20 protein-coding genes are annotated in these 18,550 nt (G+C 68.5%); 11 read left to right on the forward strand and 9 right to left on the reverse strand.

The features are described from left to right. Nucleotides 1-17 precede the first annotated feature (17 nt). Entirely contained in the window at nt 18-299 is a 282-nt protein-coding gene (locus tag MXA07_RS09525; protein WP_247728372.1) for a DNA-directed RNA polymerase subunit L, read from the forward strand. A gap of 155 nt (nt 300-454) precedes the next feature. On the opposite strand, the gene hisF is transcribed toward MXA07_RS09525, so the two are convergent. The 3 genes from hisF to MXA07_RS09540 all read right to left on the reverse strand — a co-directional run bounded on the left by hisF (nt 455) and on the right by MXA07_RS09540 (nt 3,467). After that, nucleotides 455-1,270 (reverse strand): imidazole glycerol phosphate synthase subunit HisF, encoded by an 816-nt coding sequence (hisF, locus tag MXA07_RS09530; protein WP_247728373.1) that lies wholly within the window; start codon nt 1,268-1,270, stop codon nt 455-457. Between the two features lie 155 nt (nt 1,271-1,425). Further along, the gene (locus tag MXA07_RS09535) at nt 1,426-2,682 is read right to left on the reverse strand and encodes a hypothetical protein (protein ID WP_247728374.1); all 1,257 of its coding nucleotides are present in this window, start codon (nt 2,680-2,682) and stop codon (nt 1,426-1,428) included. A 92-nt stretch (nt 2,683-2,774) separates the two neighbouring features. After that, entirely contained in the window at nt 2,775-3,467 is a 693-nt protein-coding gene (locus MXA07_RS09540; protein ID WP_247728375.1) for a hypothetical protein, read from the reverse strand. Nucleotides 3,468-3,601: 134 nt separating this feature from the next. Here MXA07_RS09540 and MXA07_RS09545 point away from each other — a divergent pair, with 134 nt between their 5' ends. Further along, nucleotides 3,602-3,787, forward strand: coding sequence for a DUF7550 family protein (locus tag MXA07_RS09545; protein ID WP_247728376.1), 186 nt, complete (start codon nt 3,602-3,604; stop codon nt 3,785-3,787). A 15-nt stretch (nt 3,788-3,802) separates the two neighbouring features. On the opposite strand, the gene MXA07_RS09550 is transcribed toward MXA07_RS09545, so the two are convergent. Together MXA07_RS09550 and MXA07_RS09555 are read right to left on the reverse strand one after the other, a co-directional pair. Continuing rightward, entirely contained in the window at nt 3,803-4,018 is a 216-nt protein-coding gene (locus MXA07_RS09550) for a DUF7120 family protein (protein ID WP_247728377.1), read from the reverse strand. Between the two features lie 341 nt (nt 4,019-4,359). Beyond that, nucleotides 4,360-4,659 carry a hypothetical protein gene (locus MXA07_RS09555; RefSeq protein WP_247728378.1) on the reverse strand — a complete coding sequence of 100 codons (300 nt, stop codon included), beginning with the start codon at nt 4,657-4,659 and terminating at the stop codon, nt 4,360-4,362. A 241-nt stretch (nt 4,660-4,900) separates the two neighbouring features. On the opposite strand from MXA07_RS09555, the gene MXA07_RS09560 reads away from it, so the two are divergent. From MXA07_RS09560 to menD, 3 genes are read left to right on the forward strand one after another with little or no spacing between them, the layout of a single operon-like run. Further along, a complete protein-coding gene (locus tag MXA07_RS09560; RefSeq protein ID WP_247728379.1) occupies nt 4,901-5,491 on the forward strand; it encodes a sulfite oxidase-like oxidoreductase in 591 nt (196 codons plus the stop codon). 32 nt (nt 5,492-5,523) lie between these two features. Next, nucleotides 5,524-6,864: an isochorismate synthase gene (locus tag MXA07_RS09565; RefSeq protein ID WP_247728380.1), complete on the forward strand. Its 1,341-nt coding sequence runs from the start codon at nt 5,524-5,526 to the stop codon at nt 6,862-6,864. Beyond that, nucleotides 6,861-8,738 carry a 2-succinyl-5-enolpyruvyl-6-hydroxy-3-cyclohexene-1-carboxylic-acid synthase gene (menD, locus tag MXA07_RS09570; RefSeq protein ID WP_247728381.1) on the forward strand — a complete coding sequence of 626 codons (1,878 nt, stop codon included), beginning with the start codon at nt 6,861-6,863 and terminating at the stop codon, nt 8,736-8,738. Before MXA07_RS09565 ends, menD begins: the two co-directional genes overlap by 4 nt. Nucleotides 8,739-8,763: 25 nt before the next feature. Here the strand turns inward: menD and MXA07_RS09575 are convergent, their stop codons facing one another. Continuing rightward, nucleotides 8,764-9,882 carry a J domain-containing protein gene (locus tag MXA07_RS09575; protein ID WP_247728382.1) on the reverse strand — a complete coding sequence of 373 codons (1,119 nt, stop codon included), beginning with the start codon at nt 9,880-9,882 and terminating at the stop codon, nt 8,764-8,766. A gap of 144 nt (nt 9,883-10,026) precedes the next feature. Between MXA07_RS09575 and MXA07_RS09580 the strand changes: the two genes are divergently transcribed. The 6 genes from MXA07_RS09580 to MXA07_RS09605 all read left to right on the forward strand — a co-directional run bounded on the left by MXA07_RS09580 (nt 10,027) and on the right by MXA07_RS09605 (nt 15,912). Then, nucleotides 10,027-10,914 carry a 1,4-dihydroxy-2-naphthoyl-CoA synthase gene (locus MXA07_RS09580; protein ID WP_247728383.1) on the forward strand — a complete coding sequence of 296 codons (888 nt, stop codon included), beginning with the start codon at nt 10,027-10,029 and terminating at the stop codon, nt 10,912-10,914. A gap of 101 nt (nt 10,915-11,015) precedes the next feature. Then, nucleotides 11,016-11,960, forward strand: coding sequence for a 1,4-dihydroxy-2-naphthoate polyprenyltransferase (locus tag MXA07_RS09585; RefSeq protein ID WP_247728384.1), 945 nt, complete (start codon nt 11,016-11,018; stop codon nt 11,958-11,960). Beyond that, a complete protein-coding gene (locus MXA07_RS09590) occupies nt 11,957-13,000 on the forward strand; it encodes a mandelate racemase/muconate lactonizing enzyme family protein (RefSeq protein ID WP_343217238.1) in 1,044 nt (347 codons plus the stop codon). The genes MXA07_RS09585 and MXA07_RS09590 overlap by 4 nt, the downstream gene beginning before the upstream one ends. Next, nucleotides 12,997-14,541 carry a class I adenylate-forming enzyme family protein gene (locus tag MXA07_RS09595; protein ID WP_247728385.1) on the forward strand — a complete coding sequence of 515 codons (1,545 nt, stop codon included), beginning with the start codon at nt 12,997-12,999 and terminating at the stop codon, nt 14,539-14,541. Before MXA07_RS09590 ends, MXA07_RS09595 begins: the two co-directional genes overlap by 4 nt. A 132-nt stretch (nt 14,542-14,673) precedes the next feature. Continuing rightward, a complete protein-coding gene (locus MXA07_RS09600; protein WP_247728386.1) occupies nt 14,674-15,489 on the forward strand; it encodes an NRDE family protein in 816 nt (271 codons plus the stop codon). 72 nt (nt 15,490-15,561) lie between these two features. Further along, entirely contained in the window at nt 15,562-15,912 is a 351-nt protein-coding gene (locus MXA07_RS09605) for a helix-turn-helix transcriptional regulator (protein WP_247728387.1), read from the forward strand. A 10-nt stretch (nt 15,913-15,922) separates the two neighbouring features. On the opposite strand, the gene MXA07_RS09610 is transcribed toward MXA07_RS09605, so the two are convergent. From MXA07_RS09610 to gatC, 3 genes are all read right to left on the reverse strand, one after another. Further along, nucleotides 15,923-16,330, reverse strand: coding sequence for a DUF8048 family protein (locus tag MXA07_RS09610; RefSeq protein WP_247728388.1), 408 nt, complete (start codon nt 16,328-16,330; stop codon nt 15,923-15,925). A gap of 213 nt (nt 16,331-16,543) precedes the next feature. After that, nucleotides 16,544-17,809, reverse strand: a complete 1,266-nt coding sequence (gene gatA / locus MXA07_RS09615) for an Asp-tRNA(Asn)/Glu-tRNA(Gln) amidotransferase subunit GatA (RefSeq protein ID WP_247728389.1) — start codon at nt 17,807-17,809, stop codon at nt 16,544-16,546. Between the two features lie 3 nt (nt 17,810-17,812). Beyond that, the gene (gene gatC / locus MXA07_RS09620) at nt 17,813-18,091 is read right to left on the reverse strand and encodes an Asp-tRNA(Asn)/Glu-tRNA(Gln) amidotransferase subunit GatC (protein ID WP_247728390.1); all 279 of its coding nucleotides are present in this window, start codon (nt 18,089-18,091) and stop codon (nt 17,813-17,815) included. Nucleotides 18,092-18,550: the final 459 nt, after the last annotated feature.

The following is an 18,550-nucleotide window of genomic DNA, read 5'->3' on the forward strand; positions in this document are numbered from 1 at the left end:
CGCGCCCACTGATACGTATGGAACTGCGGGTCACCGAACACACCGACGAGGAACTCGCCATCGAGATCGCCGGCGAGGATCACACCTTCATGAACGTGCTGAAGGGGACGCTCCTCGAACAGGACGCGATCCAGGCGGCCACCTACGACATCAATCCCGAGCAGTCGGGCGGCCAGACCGACCCGATCCTTACGCTCAAGACCGACGGGACCGTCGAACCGATCGACGCGCTCGACGCCGCGGCGGGCGACCTCCGATCGAAGGCCTCGGCCTTCCGCGACGCGTTCGAGGCCGCCTGACATCGCCGAGAAAAGTCCCTGACCAGTCTGGTCCGGTCCGACGCTCGTTCTGGCCATTCCTCGACGCGGTAGGCCGTAGCGAGGTACCGTCTGGTCCGATCGGTTGTGGAACGTCGGTCGCGAACCCGGTCGGAACTCCGTCTATTCACACCCCTTCAGGTTCGAATTTCGATGCCCCGATCGCGGAGGTGGGCTTTCGTCTCCTCGATCGAGTACTCCCCGTAGTGAAAGATCGAGGCCGCGAGCGCGGCGTCCGCGCCGGCCTCCGTGAAGACGTCGTACATGTCCTCGGGACCGCCGCAGCCGGAGGAGGCGATGACGGGCGTCTCGACGGCCTCACAGACGGCGCGGGTCAGCGCGAGGTCGTAGCCGTCTTTGGTCCCGTCGCGATCGATCGAGTTGACGAAGAGTTCGCCCGCGCCGCGTCGATCGGCGTCCGCCGCCCACTCGACGACGTCGATCCCGGTCCCCTCGCGGCCGCCGCGCTTCGTACACTCGAACCAGCACGACTCGCCGTCGACGTCGACGTAGTGTTCGCCACCGTCGTCGTACCGGCGTCTGGCGTCGACGCTGATCACGATACACTGGCTGCCGAACGCTTCTGCTCCTTCGGTGATCAGTTCGGGCCGTTCGAGCGCGCCGGTCGTGATCGAGACCTTGTCGGCGCCGGCGCGAAGCGTCTCCGCGATGTCCTCGACGGTCCGAATGCCGCCGCCGACCGTCAGCGGGATGAACACCTCGTCGGCGACGGCCTCGACGACGTCGAGCATCGTCTCGCGGCCCTCGGCGGAGGCCGTGATGTCCAGGAAGACGAACTCGTCGGCGCCCGCGTCGTTGTACGCCCGGGCCATCTCGACGGGGTCGCCCGTGTACTCCAGGTTCTCGAAGTTGACCCCCGTGTAGACGGCCGCGTCGCCGTCGTCGTCGAGATCGACGTCGATGCAGGGGATGATTCGCTTGGTCAGGGCCATACAGTGTCGACCGGACGTTGGTAGCGAAGGTAGTAAAGGGGTCCGGAGTTGCGGTTCCCGGTCGCATCCGTCGGAGTTTCGGTTCCCGGTCGCACCCGTGATCGACGGCCTCGCGGGCGTGTCGGAAGTCACTGGTCGAGTCCGTTCGATCCCGGTTACAGTCCGCCCAATCGGTCACGAACGGCCTCGGTTGCGTCGGGGAGCGCAGCCAGTTTCGCCTCGGCGAGTGCGTAGTCGCGGTACTCGTCGTCGAGAGAAACGCGCACCGCTGGATCGTTGTCGGCTGCCCGCTCGACGCGCTCGTCGGTCCATTTGATCGATCGAAGCGTTTCTGAACGCGCGAGCGCCGCGAGTGTGGGTCCGGACATCGAATCACGGACGGCTTCGGCGGTTTCGAGCGCGGCGGACCGTTCGGCCTGGATCGCTGAAATCGATGCGGGCCACTCGAACGAACCCGCCTGGATTCGGTCTCTGAACGTCTCGAACGCCCGGTACCGAACCTCGAACGTGAGCGCGCGATAGAGCGCCGTTCCGAGCCGACCCGCCGACGAGGCAGATCCCACGCCGTCGACTGCATCGACGACGTCGCGTCCCGCTCGCCGGAGAGCGAACTCGAGGACCTGATCGTCGACATCGTCGACGCCGACGGCCTCGTACCAGTCGTCGTCTTCCTGGTCGGGAAAATCGACCGTCGCGATCCGATCCAGCGACCGGTCGACCGCCTCCGAAAACGTCGACTCGAGGGAGACCGGATCGGTCAGGTCGGCCGCGTACCGATCGAATAGGTGCGACCAGACCGACGCCGTCGCCGACGCCCGTTCCACCTCGCCCGCGGCCGCTCCGATATCGATGACTGTGTCCTCTGGGTGGACACGCCACTCCTCGAGGGTTCGATCGGCTCGGACGAGCGCAGCCTCGTGCTGGTGTGCAAAGAGGGCCGCTCGGGACGCCCCTGCGATCGTCTCCGGGCCGCGGTAGTCGATCGCGTCGCGTCGCGTTCGGACGACCTCGATCGCGTCGGCCCGTTCGCTACGGAGGTCGGAGACGAGCGCTTCGGTACCCCGTTCGATCGCGCCGAACGTGGTTCGAGCGTGGCGGGCAGCCTCCCGGGCGGCCGGCGACGTACGCAGCTCCCGATACCGCGTCGCATCCCCAGGGGGCCGACCGTCGATCGCGTCGCGCCGATTCGAGGCGATCGACTGGCGAACGACGCCGTTCGGGACGTCGTCGGTCGTCAGCGGCCCGGGAATATGGGCGAGCAGCGCATCGGTTCGTTCACGTGCGGCATCGATCGACGCGGGAGTCGGGTCAACGGGGGCCGGCCACTCGATGGGGGGACGGTCGCCTTGCACCACGGCGCCTACGTTCCCTGCGGCGACGGTTCCGTCCGACGACTGGTCCGACCACGGCATAGTTTCGAGACACCCGGCGAGTGAGACGCCGGTCGCTATCGCTCCGCCGACGAGTAGGCCACGCCGGTTCACCGTCGGCACGCCCTCTCCGGTCATCGAGCGTCACTCCCCACGACGGACTGATTCCCGGTCGGTTTCCCCTCTCGACCCCGTGGGCGACAGACGGCGCTCTCGGAACTCCCGCGACTCGACGGTGGGTCCGCGTACGGACGAGCCACCCGAATCGCAACCGCTTCCATCACGTCTCTGTCCGCCTCACACAGGGTCGTCGGGTCCTTCAGCCATCGGCAGTAGTGGGCACGAAACTCGTCGTCGCGAGCTTCGACACCTGTGAGCTCGCGATAGTAACAGTCACCGATAGAGCGGTGCTGGACCACGACCGATTCGACGTCGAACTCGGTCGCGTCCACGAACGATCGAAGCTCATCCGCGTCGGTTTTGATTCGGAGGTTAGCAGCGCCATCGCCGTCGAGGACGAAACACGTCGAATCGATCCACGGTGACTCCGGATCGTCCTGTTTCGCTTCCGTGAACTGCTGGGCCGCATCCTCGTCACGAAAGACGAACGGTTCGTCGATCTCCGAACGCGCGAACCGAACCTCGTACTCGTGGGTCGACGAGTGGTCGCCACCCAGATCGACGTGCGAACTCTGGGACGACGACCTTCCACGTTCGGGGTCCGACGAGCCGTCACTATCGGTACCGAAACAACCGGCCAGCGCAGCGCCGAGGCAGCCACTCGCCGTGGCGAGCAGCCCGCGGCGGGTTCGACTTGCGGAGGGCATCTGGTTTCAGTACTTACCTCTTGGATAAATATGCATTGGACGGTCCCCTACGGAGTACGGGTTCGGTAGTGCCATCCGTGCAGCATCTCACGGGTGTAGACGGATTTAAGGAGGCGTCCCGGCTACTCGCACGTATGACGGACGAAACGGACCCTGAGACTGCAGACGGTTCGGGAGCCTCGACCGATGGAGTGCGAGACACGTCGCGCGAGACGGCGCCGATGAGCCCGTACGATAGCGCAGCCGTGGGGCTCGGCCTGCTGGTGTTGCTGGTGGGACTCGTCGTCGCGTTCGGCGTGCCGTTGCTCGGAACGCTGTAGTCAGAAGACCGACGCTCAGAAGACGTACTCGTCGTCGTGGCCCATCATCCCGTCGTCTTCGAATCCGCCCGGTTCCTCCTCGTCCTGCGGGCCGCTCGTCTTGTAGGCTTTGATCCCCGTCGAGAGGAGGTCCTCGACCGCCTCCTCTCGGTTGACGAACTCGCCCCGTTCGACCATCTGCGCGATTTGCATCTCGAGATGTTCCGGAATCGTGAGCTCAACTTTCGGCATCTGACTCCGGTTTCGGTGGAGGGGTATTTAAGCCTGACGGGGATTCTACGGACGCGTATCGGGCCCACAGCTCGGCCGAATCGAACGCCGGTGCGGACCTTTTGCGTCCGCCCGTGCCGGCCGTACCGGGGTTGCTCTCGAGGCGCGCACGAGTCACTTTTCGCGATCCGTGACGGCTGATCAATCCGGGATCTTCGCCGCGCCGGAAACGCGCGGTGACCGCCGGCTCGGAACACGGCGTCCGGCGACGCCCGGACCACTATCGCTCCCGTTGGTCCCTGGCCGAACGTGTACTCGAAAACGAAGCGGCCGAACGGGTAGGCGCGGACCGAGAACGCGTTTCAGCTGTTGCCCATCATCGAGTCGATCGTTCGCTTGATGGTCGTTCCGGGGGCGCTTAGCTTCTCAAGGGTGCGTCGCATTTTTCGCTGGTTGAAATAGCTGGCGAACGCGAGGATCGTCGGCGGCCAGAGCCCGACGAAGAGGCCGCGTTCTTTGTCCCCGCGTCCGAAGAAGTAGTACCAGGAGAGTCCGACCGAAGCGGCGGCAGCCATGACCGCCGGCCCCATCGCTTCCCGTCCCATCTCCTGGGGCGATTCTTCCGATGCATCTCGTTCGCGAATCATCTGTGTGTTCGCCATGCAACGGGAGCGTCGGGCAGGGGCGACTTGGTTATGGAATGGCTATCGACCCTCGCTCCGGATGCCGCTCGCGTTCACCGACGTTTCAGCTCCGTTACAGCCAGTTTCGGCCCGACGTCCGACCGTTTGTGCGCGTTCGAACCGGCTACCGTCCGGGAAAACGGTCGTTACCGACCCCGCGGTCGAACCCCGGCCGCCGGGAACCGCCACACCTACGTCTTCGGTTGCCGACGGGTTCGGTATGAAGGATCTCACCGATCTCCACCGTCAGTACGACGGGGGTCGGCTCCCGCCCGGACAGCGGGAGACGACGGCCTTTCCCGTCCTCAGCAAGGGTGAGACGCCGGCCGTCGACCGCGAGTCGTGGTTGCTGTCCGTGAGCGGTGCCGTCGAGACGCCCCGGACGTTCTCCTGGGAGGAGTTTCGCTCGCTGCCGACCGAGACCCATCGGCAGGACTTTCACTGCGTGACCGGCTGGAGCCGCTTCGACTGTACATTCACTGGGGTCCCGTTTCGGGCGCTCGCGGACGCGGTGGGCGTCACCGACGAGGCGGTCCACGTCATGTTCGCGGCGGCCGACGACTACACCACGGACATACCGCTCGAAGACTGCCTCCACGAGGGCGTGCTATTTACCTGGGAACTGGACGGCGAGGCGCTCCCCGCCGACCACGGCGGGCCGGTTCGGGTGGTCACGCCTCACAAGTACGCCTACAAGGGGGCAAAGTGGGTCACGGGCGTCGAATTTCTGACCGAGTCCCGGCCAGGCTACTGGGAGAAGCGGGGCTACTCGGAGACGGCCAACCCCTGGCGCGAGGAGCGATATAGTTAGGCTGAAGGCGGTACCGTCCCGATACTCCTGCGATGGAGCGACGCCTCGGTGGCCGAGCCGCACCGTCGAGCCCGGGTGGAACCCCGACGCCGTTACGAAGTTACAGCACGGCGCTGTCCGTCGACCCGGGAACGGTCGGGTTGACCGAAGATCACGGCCCCCGCGTCTGTTGGCGCGCGCCCGATGGTCCCACCGTCTACGGATTCGGCGCCGTCCGGACCCTGCAGGCGTCCGGTCCGGATCGGTTCGAGAGCCTCCGGGCGCAGGCGAGGGCCGCCTTCGATGGCCTCGCCCACGACGGGCCCGAGATCGCCAGACCCAGAGCGATCGGTGGGCTCGCGTTTCACGCCGACCCACCGGACGAAGCGACGTCGACCGTCTGGGGCGACGTGCCCCGCGGGACCTTTCGGATTCCGCGCGTCCAACTCGTCACCGACGAGGAGACCTACCTGACCGTCACGGGGAGCGACGACGCCGTCGAATCCCGACTGGCCACCTGGCGCGAGCGGCTGGAATCGAACGAATCGCACCCCGTCGACGCCGATAGCCCGACGATCGTCGGGCGGGCCCGATCGACCGACCGAAGCGAGTGGCGAAGCCAGATCGAGTCGGCGCTCTCGGACATCGCCTCGACGCGGCTCGAAAAACTCGTCCTCGCCCTCTCGGTGACCCTCGATCTGGATCGACCGATTCGTCTGGGGGCGACGCTCGACGCACTCTCGAAGCGGTACCCGTCGTGCTATCGATTCGCCGTCGACGCCCCTGACGGAGCGACGTTCTTCGGAGCACCGCCGGAGCGACTTGTTGCCGTCACCGGTCGCGCCGTCGAGACGGAGGCCCTCGCCGGCTCGGTTCCGCGGGGTGAGACGGAGTCGGCCGACGAAGCATTCACCCGGCAGCTGCGCACCAGCGAGAAGCTCGACGCCGAACACGACCACGTGGTCGCGGCGATCAGGCGCCAGCTCGCGGAACGGGCGACGTCCGTCACGACCGGCGATCGGCGGGTGAAGCGACTCGCGACGATCCAGCACTTACGGACGCCGATATCGGCCACCCTGGCTGAAGAACGCCACGTCCTCGACCTCGTCGAGGCGTTACACCCGACGCCCGCCGTCGGCGGCGTTCCGCAGTCGCTCGCACTCGAGACGATCCGCTCGATCGAGTCGTTCGACCGGGGCTGGTACGCGGCGCCGGTCGGCTGGTTCGACGCGGACGGCGACGGCGAGTTCGCGGTCGCGATCCGCTCCGCGCTCGCCCGCGACGAACGGGTGACGTTGTTCGCCGGCAACGGCATCGTCGCCGGCAGCGACCCGGCCGCCGAGTGGAACGAGGTCGAACTCAAGTTCCGTCCGATCCGCGAGGCGTTGCGATGAGCGCGCCGAACCGATCGACGCTGTGGGGCCGGGTGCTGGTCGAAGAACTCGTCGCCGGCGGCCTCGACGCGGTCTGTGTCGCCCCGGGCAGTCGGTCGACGCCGCTGACGGTCGCGTTCGCAGCACACCCCGACGTGACCGTCTACTCGCACCTGGACGAGCGATCGACGGCGTACTTCGCGCTGGGACGGGCGCGTCGAACGGGCGAGCCGACCGCGGTCGTCTGTACGTCCGGAACGGCGCTCGCGAACATCCACCCGGCCGTCGTCGAGGCCGACCGGGGGCGGGTTCCGCTGCTCGTCCTCACCGCGGATCGACCGGCCGAGTTGCGCGACAGCGGCGCAAACCAGACCATCGACCAGCGGGAGTTCTACGGCGACGCCGTTCGCTGGAGCGTCGACCTGCCCGAACCCGACGTCGCGGATCGGCGGGTTCGGAGCCTGCGAACGACGGCGGCTCGCGCGCTGGTCGAAACCGGCGGTACCCATTCCGGCCCCGTCCATCTCAACTGTCCGTTCTCGAAGCCGCTCGAACCGACCGAGGTGGCGTCGGACCCGGGGGCCGATGCGGACGATCCGGCGGGGTCTGGTGACCCGGATCGGTCGATCCACGCCGTTCCCGACGACTTCGACGACCGGCCGGCCGGTCGCGGTCGCGACGGGCCGTTCGTGTCGACGGCGGACGGCGAGACCCGCGCGACCGACGCGGCTCGCGAGGACCTGCTCGCCGCGCTCGAATCCGCCGATCGGCCACTCGTCGTCGTCGGGCCCGCCGATCCGTCGATGCACGCATCCGACGCGGACTGGCGGGAGCAACTCGTCGGCGTCGCCGACTCGATCGGGGCGCCGATCCTCGCGGACCCGCTGTCCGACCTGCGGTACGGCCCGTGGGCGGACTCGCCCGTGATCTGTACGGCCTACGACGGCTACGTCGCGGACGTCGCCTTCGACCCAGACGTGGTCATCCGATTCGGCGCGGCGCCGACCTCCAAACGGCTCGCGCACGCGCTCCGCGACGCGTCGTGTCGCCAGTTTCTCGTCGACGCGGCCGGCGGCTGGCGGGAGGCCACGTTCACCGCCACGGACCTGCTCGTCGCCGATCCGGTGCACCTGATCGACTCGCTGTCCGACGACCTGGCGGCCGGTTCCGGGGCCGGGAACGAACCGGCCGCCACCGCCGACTGGACCCAGACGGCGTGGCTCGACCGATTCCGTCGGGCAGAGACTGCGGCGGCGTCGGTCGTCGAGGCGGCGACCGAGCCCGATCGACTGGACACCACCCCGTTCGAAGGCGCCATTGCGCGAACCGTCCTCCAGGGGGCGCCGCCCGACTCGACGGTGTTCGTCTCGAACAGCATGCCGATCCGCGACGCCGATCGATTCGGCGGCTCGCGCGGGACGCGCCTGCACGTCCTCGGCAATCGCGGTGCCAGCGGGATCGACGGCATCGTCAGCGCCGCGCTCGGCGCCGGCAGCGTCGACGACGAGCACCTGACGCTGCTCACCGGCGACCTCGCCCTGTACCACGACTCGAACGGGCTGCTCGCCGTCGAGCGCTGCGAGGTCGACGTCACGATCGTCGCCGTCCACAACGACGGCGGCGGGATCTTCCACATGCTTCCGATCGAGGATCACGACCCGCCGTTCACCGATCACTTCAAGACGCCCCACGGCCTCGACTTCGAGCCGCTCGCGGACATGTACGGGCTGTCGTACGCGTCGGTCGACCCGGCCGACGTCGCGGCGAGCTACCGACGCGCCGTGGAATCGGACGGGTCGCACCTCCTCTCGGTTTCGATCGACGGCGAATCCAGTCACCGTCGTCGGGAGGCACTCGCCGAACGCGTGCGTGAGCGGCTTCGAACCGACGACTGACGGCGGCGACCCCGGTGGCCACCCGTCACGGCCGCAGCACCCACCAGACGGCCACGGCGTAGCCGAGCGGCGTCCAGCAGGCGCCGAGCGCGAGCAGTCCGAGCCCCGACGTGGGGGCGACCGGCCCGTGCGTCGAGAGGCCGAGCGGCACGACGACGCTCCAGACCCCGAACACCCCGATGGCGATCCGAGGAACCGTTAGCAGGTAGCCGACGAGGAGGAGCGTACACCCCGCGACGGTCGCGTTCACCACGAGCGGAAACGCCGGGGTGATCGACGCGGCGACGAACACCGGGTAGAGCTGGGCCAGGAAGCCGATCGTGACGATCGCCTGGCCGTTCAGCTCCCGGTAGGATGGGGTCAGTTCGACCTCGTCCGTCCAGCCGTGGACGGCGTAATCGCTGGCTCGCGCGGTCGAGGCGGCGCTGGCCCCACCGGCAGGAGCGGCTCTCGCCCCCGTACCAGCGTGTCCGGCGCTCGCTCGGCCGCCGGATCGCGTTTCGCCGGCCCGCCGGTCGGATCTCGATCTCCGCGTCCGCCGGTGGGTCGTCGTGTCGTCTCCGTCCCCGTTCGCCGCGGTCGCATCCGGCTTCGTTCCGCCCTCCCCCGATCCGTGGCCCCCTCCGTCGCCGAACGCCTCCCGAACGTACCGGGCCGAGCGTCGCCGTCGTCGTGCGCGCTGCCTGGCGTGGTGGCTTCGACCGCGTCGTCCGTCGTCCCGGTTCCGGCGGGCGTCCGCTCCGCGTGCTCCGTCCGTCCTGCTGGACGCAGTCGAGCTGGGTTCCTGTTCGTCGGATCGGTCCGATGCGGTCGCGGATCCGCCCGCCGAAATGTCCTCGTCGGTCGCCGGCTGTGATTCGGAATCGGACTCTGGGTCTGCGCCCTCGTCGGGCGCGTTCGAGTCCTCGACGACCGACCCGAGCCGGCAGTAGGCCTCGTGGCCGAGCCGGTCGTACCGGGCGCGCTCGGCCGGGTCGCCGAGGACGGCTTCGGCGTCGCAGACGCGCTTGAACGCCTCGGCGGCGTCGGGATCGTCGTTCCGGTCCGGATGGGTTTCGAGAACGCGCTCGCGGTAGGCCGCCTCGATCCGGTCCGCGCTCGCGTCCGGGTCGACCCCGAGCACGTCGTAGTACGTCTCTCCCATCCGCTCACCGACCGGTTCCCGCGCCATCACGAAAAGTGACTCGTTAGACGTGACGAGCACCCGTCACGTCAGCGCGGACACGTGACTGGGCGGCCACGCGTGGGATCGACAGTATATTTGGCGGGAGCGACCCAACACCCGCCAATGGTATCGGAACTGTTCGACGAGGACCGGTGGACGCCGATCGAATCGGTCGACTTCGAGGACCTGACCTACCACCGCGCGGTCGACTCGGGGACGGTCAGGATCGCCTTCGACCGCCCCGAGGTGCGAAACGCGTTCCGACCGCGAACCGTCGACGAACTCTCGGCCGCCCTGGACCACGCGAAGCGCCAGACCGACGTCGGCTGCGTGCTGCTGACGGGCAACGGACCCTCGCCGAAAGACGGCGGCTGGGCGTTCTGTTCCGGCGGCGATCAGCGAATCCGCGGCGAGGCGGGCTACGAGTACGAGGGCGAGGAACCGGAGGCGGCCGAGAGCGGTCGCCTGCACATCCTCGAGGTCCAGCGCCAGATCCGCCACATCCCGAAGGTCGTCGTCTGCGTGGTGCCGGGCTGGGCGGTCGGCGGCGGTCACTCGTTGCACGTCGTCTGCGACATGACCCTCGCCTCGCGCCAGCACGCGAAGTTCCTCCAGACCGATCCCGACGTGGCCAGTTACGACGCCGGCTTCGGCTCGGCCTACCTCGCCAAGCAGATCGGCCAGAAGAAGGCCCGCGAGGTGTTCTTCCTCGGGACGACCTACGACGCCGAAGAAGCGGCGGAGATGGGGATGGTCAACGAGACCGTCCCGCACGAGGAGCTCGAGGCCGTCGCCCTCGAGTGGGCCGAGCGAATCAACGGAAAGAGCCCGACGGCGATGCGGATGCTGAAGTACGCGTTCAACATGACCGACGACGGAATGGTCGGCCAGCAGGTCTTCGCCGGCGAGGCGACCAGGCTGGGCTACATGACCGAGGAGGCGACGGAAGGCCGCGAGGCCTTTCTCGAGGGGCGCGAGCCCGATTTCGAGGACTTCCCCTGGCACTACTGACCGAGTCGCCGGTCCGGGAGCGCGTGGGTCGCCCCGTCGAGGGGCGAACCGGCCGGCTGCAATGCCAACGTTGACACTCACGCGGAACGGATGATCGAGCAATGACGACGGCCGAGGTGAACGTCTCCCGATTCCGTGCGTGGGTGATGGCCGCCCGACCGCAAACGCTGCCGGCGGCGGTGGCGCCGGTGCTCGTCGGGACCGGCCTCGCCCTGCACGAACACGTCTTCGACGCGCGGGCCGCGCTCGTCGCGATGGCGGGCGCGGCGCTCATCCAGATCGGCACCAACTTCGCGAACGACTACTACGACGCCCGTCGCGGCGCGGACACCGACGAGCGCGAGGGCTTCACCCGCGTCACGCAGGCCGGACTGATCCCGGCCCGCCGGGTCAAGTTCGCCATGCTCACCACCTTCGCGCTCGCCATCCTCACCGGGACGTACCTGGTCTACGTCGGGGGACTCCCCGTCGTCGTGATCGGGCTCGCGAGCGTGTTCGCCGGGTGGGCCTACACCGGCGGTCCGTATCCCCTCGGTTACCACGGCCTCGGCGAGGTCTTCGTCTTCGTCTTCTTCGGCCTCGTCGCGGTCGCGGGGACATTCTACGTGCAGGCAGCGGCGACGCTCGCCGGTCCGCTCCCCACGACGATCCCGAACGGAACGATCACGGCCGAATCGCTCGTCGCGGGTCTTCCGGTGGCCTGTCTGAGTTCGGCGATCCTCGTGGTGAACAACCTGCGGGACATCGAGACCGACGCCGCGGCCGGCAAGCGAACGCTCGCGGTGCGCCTCGGCGAGCGCAAGACCGAGTACGAGTACGTCCTGTTGATCGCCGCCGCGTACGCGGTTCCGTTCTGGTTCTGGCAGTTTTCCACCGCCTTCTCTGCCTGGGTGCTCGCGCCGCTGGTGACGATCCCCCACGCGGCGTTGCTCGCCCGGTACGTCCGGGAGATGGACGGCGTCGACCTGAACTGGGCGTTAGAACGGACCGGACTGTTGACCGCTCTCTACGCCGTCACCTTCGCCGGAGGGATGATCTTCGCGTGAGCCTCTCCTTCGACTACCGCCGCTTTTCCTGTCCGCTGGTCGAACCGATGCGGACGGCCGACGGCGCGATCGAGTCGCGCGAGGGGTTCCTGATCCGCATCTCCGACGGGACCCACGTCGGCTACGGCGAGGCGTCTCCGCTCCCCGGCTGGACCGAGTCGATCGACGACTGCGAGGCGGCCCTGGAGGCCGCGAGCGAGGCGAGCGAGAACGGGCGCTCGGCGCTGATCGACGCGACTGATCACACCTCGGCCGCCCGCCACGGCGTCTCCCTCGCCGTCGCGGACCTCGCCGCGACCATCGACGCCCAGCCGCTGTACCGCGACCTCGGCGCCCTCGAGCGCGTCCCTCGCGTCCCGGTCAACGCCACGATCGGCGACGGATCGCCGGCGGCGACCGCCGAGGCCGCGGCCGACGCCGTCGATCGCGGCTTCGGCTGCTGCAAGGTCAAAGTCGGCGTGCGGTCGACCGAGGCCGACCTCGAACGGGTTCGCCGGGTGCGCGAGACCGTCGGCGACGAGGTCGATCTTCGCGTCGACGCCAACGGCGCCTGGACGTTCGAGGAGGCCGAGCGGGTCGTCGCCGCGCTGGCGGACCTCGACGTCTCGATCCTCGAACAGCCGTTGCCCGCCGGCGCGCTCGGCGGGCACGCCGAACTCCGGGGCAACGGGGTGGCCATCGCCGTCGACGAGGGCATCCTCGAACACGGCGTCGACGCGATTCTGGACGCCAAGGCGGCCGACGTCTTCGTCTTCAAGCCGATGGCGCTGGGCGGCGTCGACGTCGCCAGACAGCTCGCCGCCTGGGTGGCCGAGGATAATCGGGGCGTGATCGTGACGACGACGTACGACGCCGTCGTGGCGCGAACGGCCGCGGTCCACCTCGCGGCGGCGATCCCCGACGTGTTGCCCTCGGGCCTCGCGACGGCGTCGATGCTCGAGCGGGACCTCGGCCCCGACCCCGTCTTCTTCGACCACGGGAACGCGGTCATCCCCCAGGCGAAAGGGCTCGGCGTCGAGGACGTCTGGGACGAGCCATGATCGGCCCGACGGAGCCGGCGTCGGATCTCCTCTCCCGTCGCGTCGAGACGACGCCCGACCGCCTCGCACTGGTCGACCCGGACCGCGAGACGAGACTGACCTACCGGGAACTCGACCGTCTCGTCGACCCGATCGCCGCGGGTATCGACGCCGTTGCGACCGACTCCCTCGCGGTCGTCCTCCATCCAGGGGAATCCTTCGTCCGGGTGGCCGTCGCCGCGATGCGCGCCGGCGTGACGCTCGTTCCGCTCTCGCCGGACGAGTCCGCGGCGGAACTCGAACCAGCGTTCGATCGCGTCGACCCGGCGGCGATCGTCTGCGAGGCGGCCACCGAGGCGACGGCGGCGGCACTCGCAGACGCGTCGGATCGACTCCGCCCGTATCGGCTCGGTCCATCCCCATCGGATTCCGTCCCGGCGCTTCCCGGGATCGATGCGGATCGGTCAGGTACCGACTCGTCCCGTTCCGAACGGGATGGGTTCACGCCGGCGACGCTCGACCCGGACTGGGTCCAGCTCGTCACCTTCACGTCCGGCACGTCCGGTCGACCGAAAGGTGTCAGACTCACCCGGTCGAACCTGGAATCGAGCGCCGTCGCCTCGGCGTTTCGCCTCGGGATCGATCGGGACGACCGCTGGCTCGTCCCGCTCCCGATGCACCACATGGGCGGCTACGCGCCCATCGTCCGGTGTGCGCTGTACGGGTCGACCCTCGTCACACTCGATTCGTCCGACCCGACGCGAATCGCACGGGCCCTCGCGGAAACCGACGCCACCGGGGTCTCGCTGGTGCCGACGCTGCTCCGTCGGCTCCTCGCTATCGACTGGACGCCGCCCGACCACCTCCGTTTCGTCCTCGTCGGGGGCGCGTCGACGCCGCCGTCGCTCGTCGAGCGGGCCCTCGACGCCGGCGTTCCGGTGTACCCGTCCTACGGGGCGACCGAAGCCAGTTCGCAGATCGCGACGGCGACGCCCGACCAGGTCGAGGCGCAACCGGACACGGTCGGCCAGCCGCTGTACGACACGCGCGTTCGCATCGTCGACGACACCGGTGACCCGGTCGCGACGGGTGAGACCGGCGAGATTCTCGTCCGCGGGCCCACGATCGCGCCCGGCTACCTCGATCAGGGCCACACCGATCGCGCGTTCGCGGACGGCTGGTATCGGACGGGCGATCTCGGCCGCCGCGACGAAGACGGCTACCTGCGGGTGACGGGCCGGCGCAGTGATCGCATCGTCACCGGCGGCGAGACAGTCGACCCCGCCGCGATCCGGCGCGTCCTGCTCGACCACCCGGACGTCGCGGACGCCGCCGTCGTCGGCCTCCCCGACGAGGAGTGGGGTGAAATCGTCGGTGCCGCCGTCGTTCCGAGCGACGGCGACGCCCGGGAAATCGAACTAGCCGTCGAGTCCCACTGTCGCGACCGGCTCGCGTCCCACCGTCGGCCCCGGCGAATCGCCGTCGTTTCGGACTTTCCCCGAACGCCCTCCGGGACGGTCGATCGCGACGCGCTCCGCGAGCGGTTCGGCGCCGACGAGTGACTCGGAGATGAATCGATACCACAGCGCGTGATTGCGTCGCTTCCCGGAGCGAGTGGCCCCTTCGCCACCACGCCGGTGCGAGTTCGTCCGCTGGCCGCCCGGCTTATCACCCGGCGTCTCCTTCTGTTACCCGTGTGCACGCTCGCTCTCGCCTGGCAAGTGTTTCCGGACGCGCCGGTGGTCGTCGCGGCCAATCGCGACGAGGCGCTCGACCGACCGGCCGATCCGCCGGGCCGTTTCGCGGACGACCCGCGCGTCGTCGCCCCGCGCGACCGAGACGCCGGTGGCACCTGGATCGGGATCAACGAACGCGACGTGCTCGTCGCGATCACCAACCGATGGACGGACGCCACGCTCGCGGGGGAGCGTTCCAGGGGCTTGCTCGTCGCCGATGCCCTGTCGAGGCGCACCGCATCCGCGGCCGCAACCGCCGTCGATTCCGCCTGCGCGTCGGACGAGTACGGCGGCTTCTACCTCGTCATCGCGGACGCGAGCGACGCCTACGTACTCGGCTGGAACGGGCGACTCGACCGTCGCCAGCTCGACCCCGGCGTCCACGTCGTGACGAACGTGGGGCCCGTCGACGCACCGGTGCTTCCATCGAGTCGCGTCGGCCCTGCACGCAAGCAGCTCGATCAGGGCCGCCGCGTGCGGGACGCACTCGGATCCGAGGTAGACGGGGGCTCGGACTCGGCGGATACAGGCTCGGAATCGGCCCCGCGGACATCCGACCGCGGGGACCGGTCTGCCGGCGACGTCGACGCCTGGCTCGATCGGGCCGAAGCAGTCCTCTCGGATCACGCGTACGGCGTCTGTCGCCACGGAGACGGTTTCGGCACGCGCTCGTCGTCGCTGATCGCCCTGGGCGAGCGTCCGCATTACCGATACGCGCCGGGGCCGCCGTGTCGGACCGCGTTCGAACCGGTCGACCTCGAAAGCCACATTTAAGCGGATCCCTATCCGTTGTTCCGGTATGCAGCTCGGGTCCCGGACACGACAGTGCGACGGCACGGTGGTACCGTGAGTCTCGCCGAACTCGAGGAGGAACTCTCCGCCGACGAGCGCGCCGGGCTCGAACTCGTCCGCGAGACCGGCGGAATTCACCAGAGCGACTTCTGGAAGGAACTGGACGTCTCCTCGCGCAAGGGCAGTCGCATCGTCGAACACCTCGTCGAACAGGGGCTGGTCGATCGCGAGGAGACGATCTACAACGGACACAACACCTACTACATCTCGCCCACCGCGCGCGACCTCGACTTCACCCTCCTGATGGCGGGCGACATGCTCTCGCCGTTCATCGGCGAGGAAGAGGTCGACCCGAACAGCGACGCCTTCTCGCAGTGGATCATGAACCTCGCCTACGAGGAGTGACGACGGCCCGTCAGGGATAGCTCCGCTCGATGAGGACGAACGGGTCGCGTTCGCGGTTGTAGTAGGGGACGTCGCCGTCGAGGGCCTCGATCAATCGCCGGTGGACCTCGCGGGCGGCCCGCCCCTCGTCCGGTTCGAGGTGGTGCCGACCGCGCATGTCGGTCCAGAACCCGTCGTCGAGCCACAGGAGCGTCTCGTCGTTCGATTGATAGACCACCTCGCCCGCGTCTTCCAGTCCGTCGATCGCCAGTTGTCGCCCCGAGAGCTGGGCTCTCGCGAGGACGGCCACCAGCTGCCGTCGAGAGACGGGCGCGTGGAGCGCCACCGAGTCGATCGTCTCGCCGAAGTATGTTTCGACGAGGTCGCAGGCACGCGAGAATTCGTCGAAATCGACGGTGCCGGTGGGTTCTTCGAGCATTGGCTTGCTGTCTCTCTTGGACGCTTCTATTTCACTAACAAGGATAAGTGTATCCCTCGAACCGGCGAAACGGCCGCCTCATCCCGACGCCCCGGTATCTTCGAACGGACGACGCGGAGCCGACGTACCGATGCGATTCGGGCCCCGACCGGCCGGTCGAAGCCGGATCCGTTCGTCGAGCCGACCGGCGGTCCAGGTCCCCGCGGCGGACGGTCAGGCCAGCGCGCTCCCGATTCGGATGATCGAGCGTTCGCCGAAGGCGGGTCCGACGAACTGGATGCCGACGGGGAGGCCGTCGCTCGTTCCGGCGGGCACGGAGATCGCGGGGAGATCGGCGAGGTTGACGGGGACCGTGTTCGCGTCCGCGAGGTACATCGTCAGCGGGTCGTCGAGTCCCTCTCCGTGCTCGAACGGGAGGACGGGCATCGTCGGCGAGGCGATCGCGTCGACCGACGAGAGGACGCGTTCGAAGTCCTGCTTGATCCACTCGCGTGCGTCCTGGGCCTGGGCGTAGTACTTCTCGTGGTAGCCCGCCGAGAGGGCGTACGTGCCGAGTAAGATTCGGCGCTTGACCTCCTCGCCGAAGCCCTCCTTGCGGGTCGCGGCGAACGACTCGTTCCAGTTGCCGTCGGCGTCGCTGGCGTGCCCGTAGCGGACGCCGTCGTATCGGGCGAGGTTCGAGGAGGCTTCGGACATCGCGATGACGTAGTACGCCGCGACCGCGTGTTCGACCGACGGCAACTCGACTTCTTTAGTGGTCGCGCCAGCGGCCTCGAGCTCGTCGACGGCGTCCCGAAACGTCTCGACCACTGCCGGGTCCGCGCCGTCGAGCAATTCCGTCGGCACGCCGATGGTCGTCCCGTCGACGTCGCCGTCGGCGGCCTCGGCGTACGAGCCGTCGCCGGGATCAGGCTGGGTCGTCGCATCGCGCCGGTCCGGGCCCGCGATCACGTCGAGCAGGGTCGCGGCGTCCTCGACCGTCCGGCCGAACGGGCCGATCTGTTCGAGGCTGTTGGCGTAGGCGACGAGGCCGTAGCGCGAGACGAGGCCGTAGGTCGGTTTCAGGCCGACGACGCCGCAGAAGGCTGCGGGACAGCGGATCGACCCGCCCGTGTCCGACCCCAGCGCGAGGTCCGCCTCGCCCGCGGCCACGGCGGCGGCCGACCCGCCGGACGAGCCGCCGGGAACGTAGCCCGGGGCGACCGGGTTGTCCGTGGGCCCGAACGCGGACGTCTCCGTCGTCGTCCCCATCCCGAACTCGTCCATATTCGTCTTCCCGACGATCGTCGCGCCCGCTTCGCGCACCCGGGAGACGACGGTCGCGTCGTAGGGCGGGACGTACTCCTCGAGCATCCGCGAGCCGCAGGTCGTCCGCACGCCCTCGGTCGAGATGTTGTCCTTGATCGCGACCGTCCGGTCGGCCAGCGGCCCGGCGTCCGCACCCTGGATTTCCGTCTCGGTGATGAATGCGTCGGACATGGCTCAGGAGACGTTCGGGCCCTTGAAGCGGTCGTCTTCGCGGTCCGGTGCGTTCTCGAATACCTGCTCTCGCGTGAGGGTACTTTGCGATTCGTCGGGGCGCAACACGGTGTGCAGATCGCTCTCGCGGTCGACGTCCGGCACCGCATCGAGGGTCTCGAACGCATCGAGGATCTCCTCGAACTGGCTGGCAAAGCGCTCGACCTCGTCGTCGTCCAGTTCGATCCGGGCCAGCGACGCGACGTGGCGCACCTCGGCCGGATCGACGCCCTCTTCGCTCATGTTGAAGGCGACTGGTCTCCGGGGAGTAAGCGTTTCGATACGCGAGAAAGCGCCGGCGGATAGTTCTGGTCTCCGGGTTTGGCGTCGATTCGACCCACTCTCTTCTTGCCCGTGCGTCTCGCTAGCCCGTCGGGCTCTCTCCGACCGCGGGTAGAGGGTAGCCGAGAGAGGTTTGTCGAGGCCCTCGCCGTGGACGCTGTTTCACCACGGGAGATAAGAAACGAATATGTTCGCGCGGTTCCCACGGCCCGGGAATCGGCCACAACCCCAAGCGACTCGACTACCGTCGGTCGAACGATGACGGTATCGCACGACGATCGACGCCGATCGGTGACAGCACGTCCGACGGACCGTCGAGATCGCTTGCCTTTCTTCGAGCAGTCGCCGGATCCGATTACAGTGATCGGTCACGGGAAGTCGACACCTTTTCAATGTCACCACCGAGAGAGCCAGTCAGTG

Origin of the sequence: Halovivax limisalsi (assembly GCF_023093535.1) — an archaeon.
Classification (GTDB): domain Archaea; phylum Halobacteriota; class Halobacteria; order Halobacteriales; family Natrialbaceae; genus Halovivax; species Halovivax limisalsi.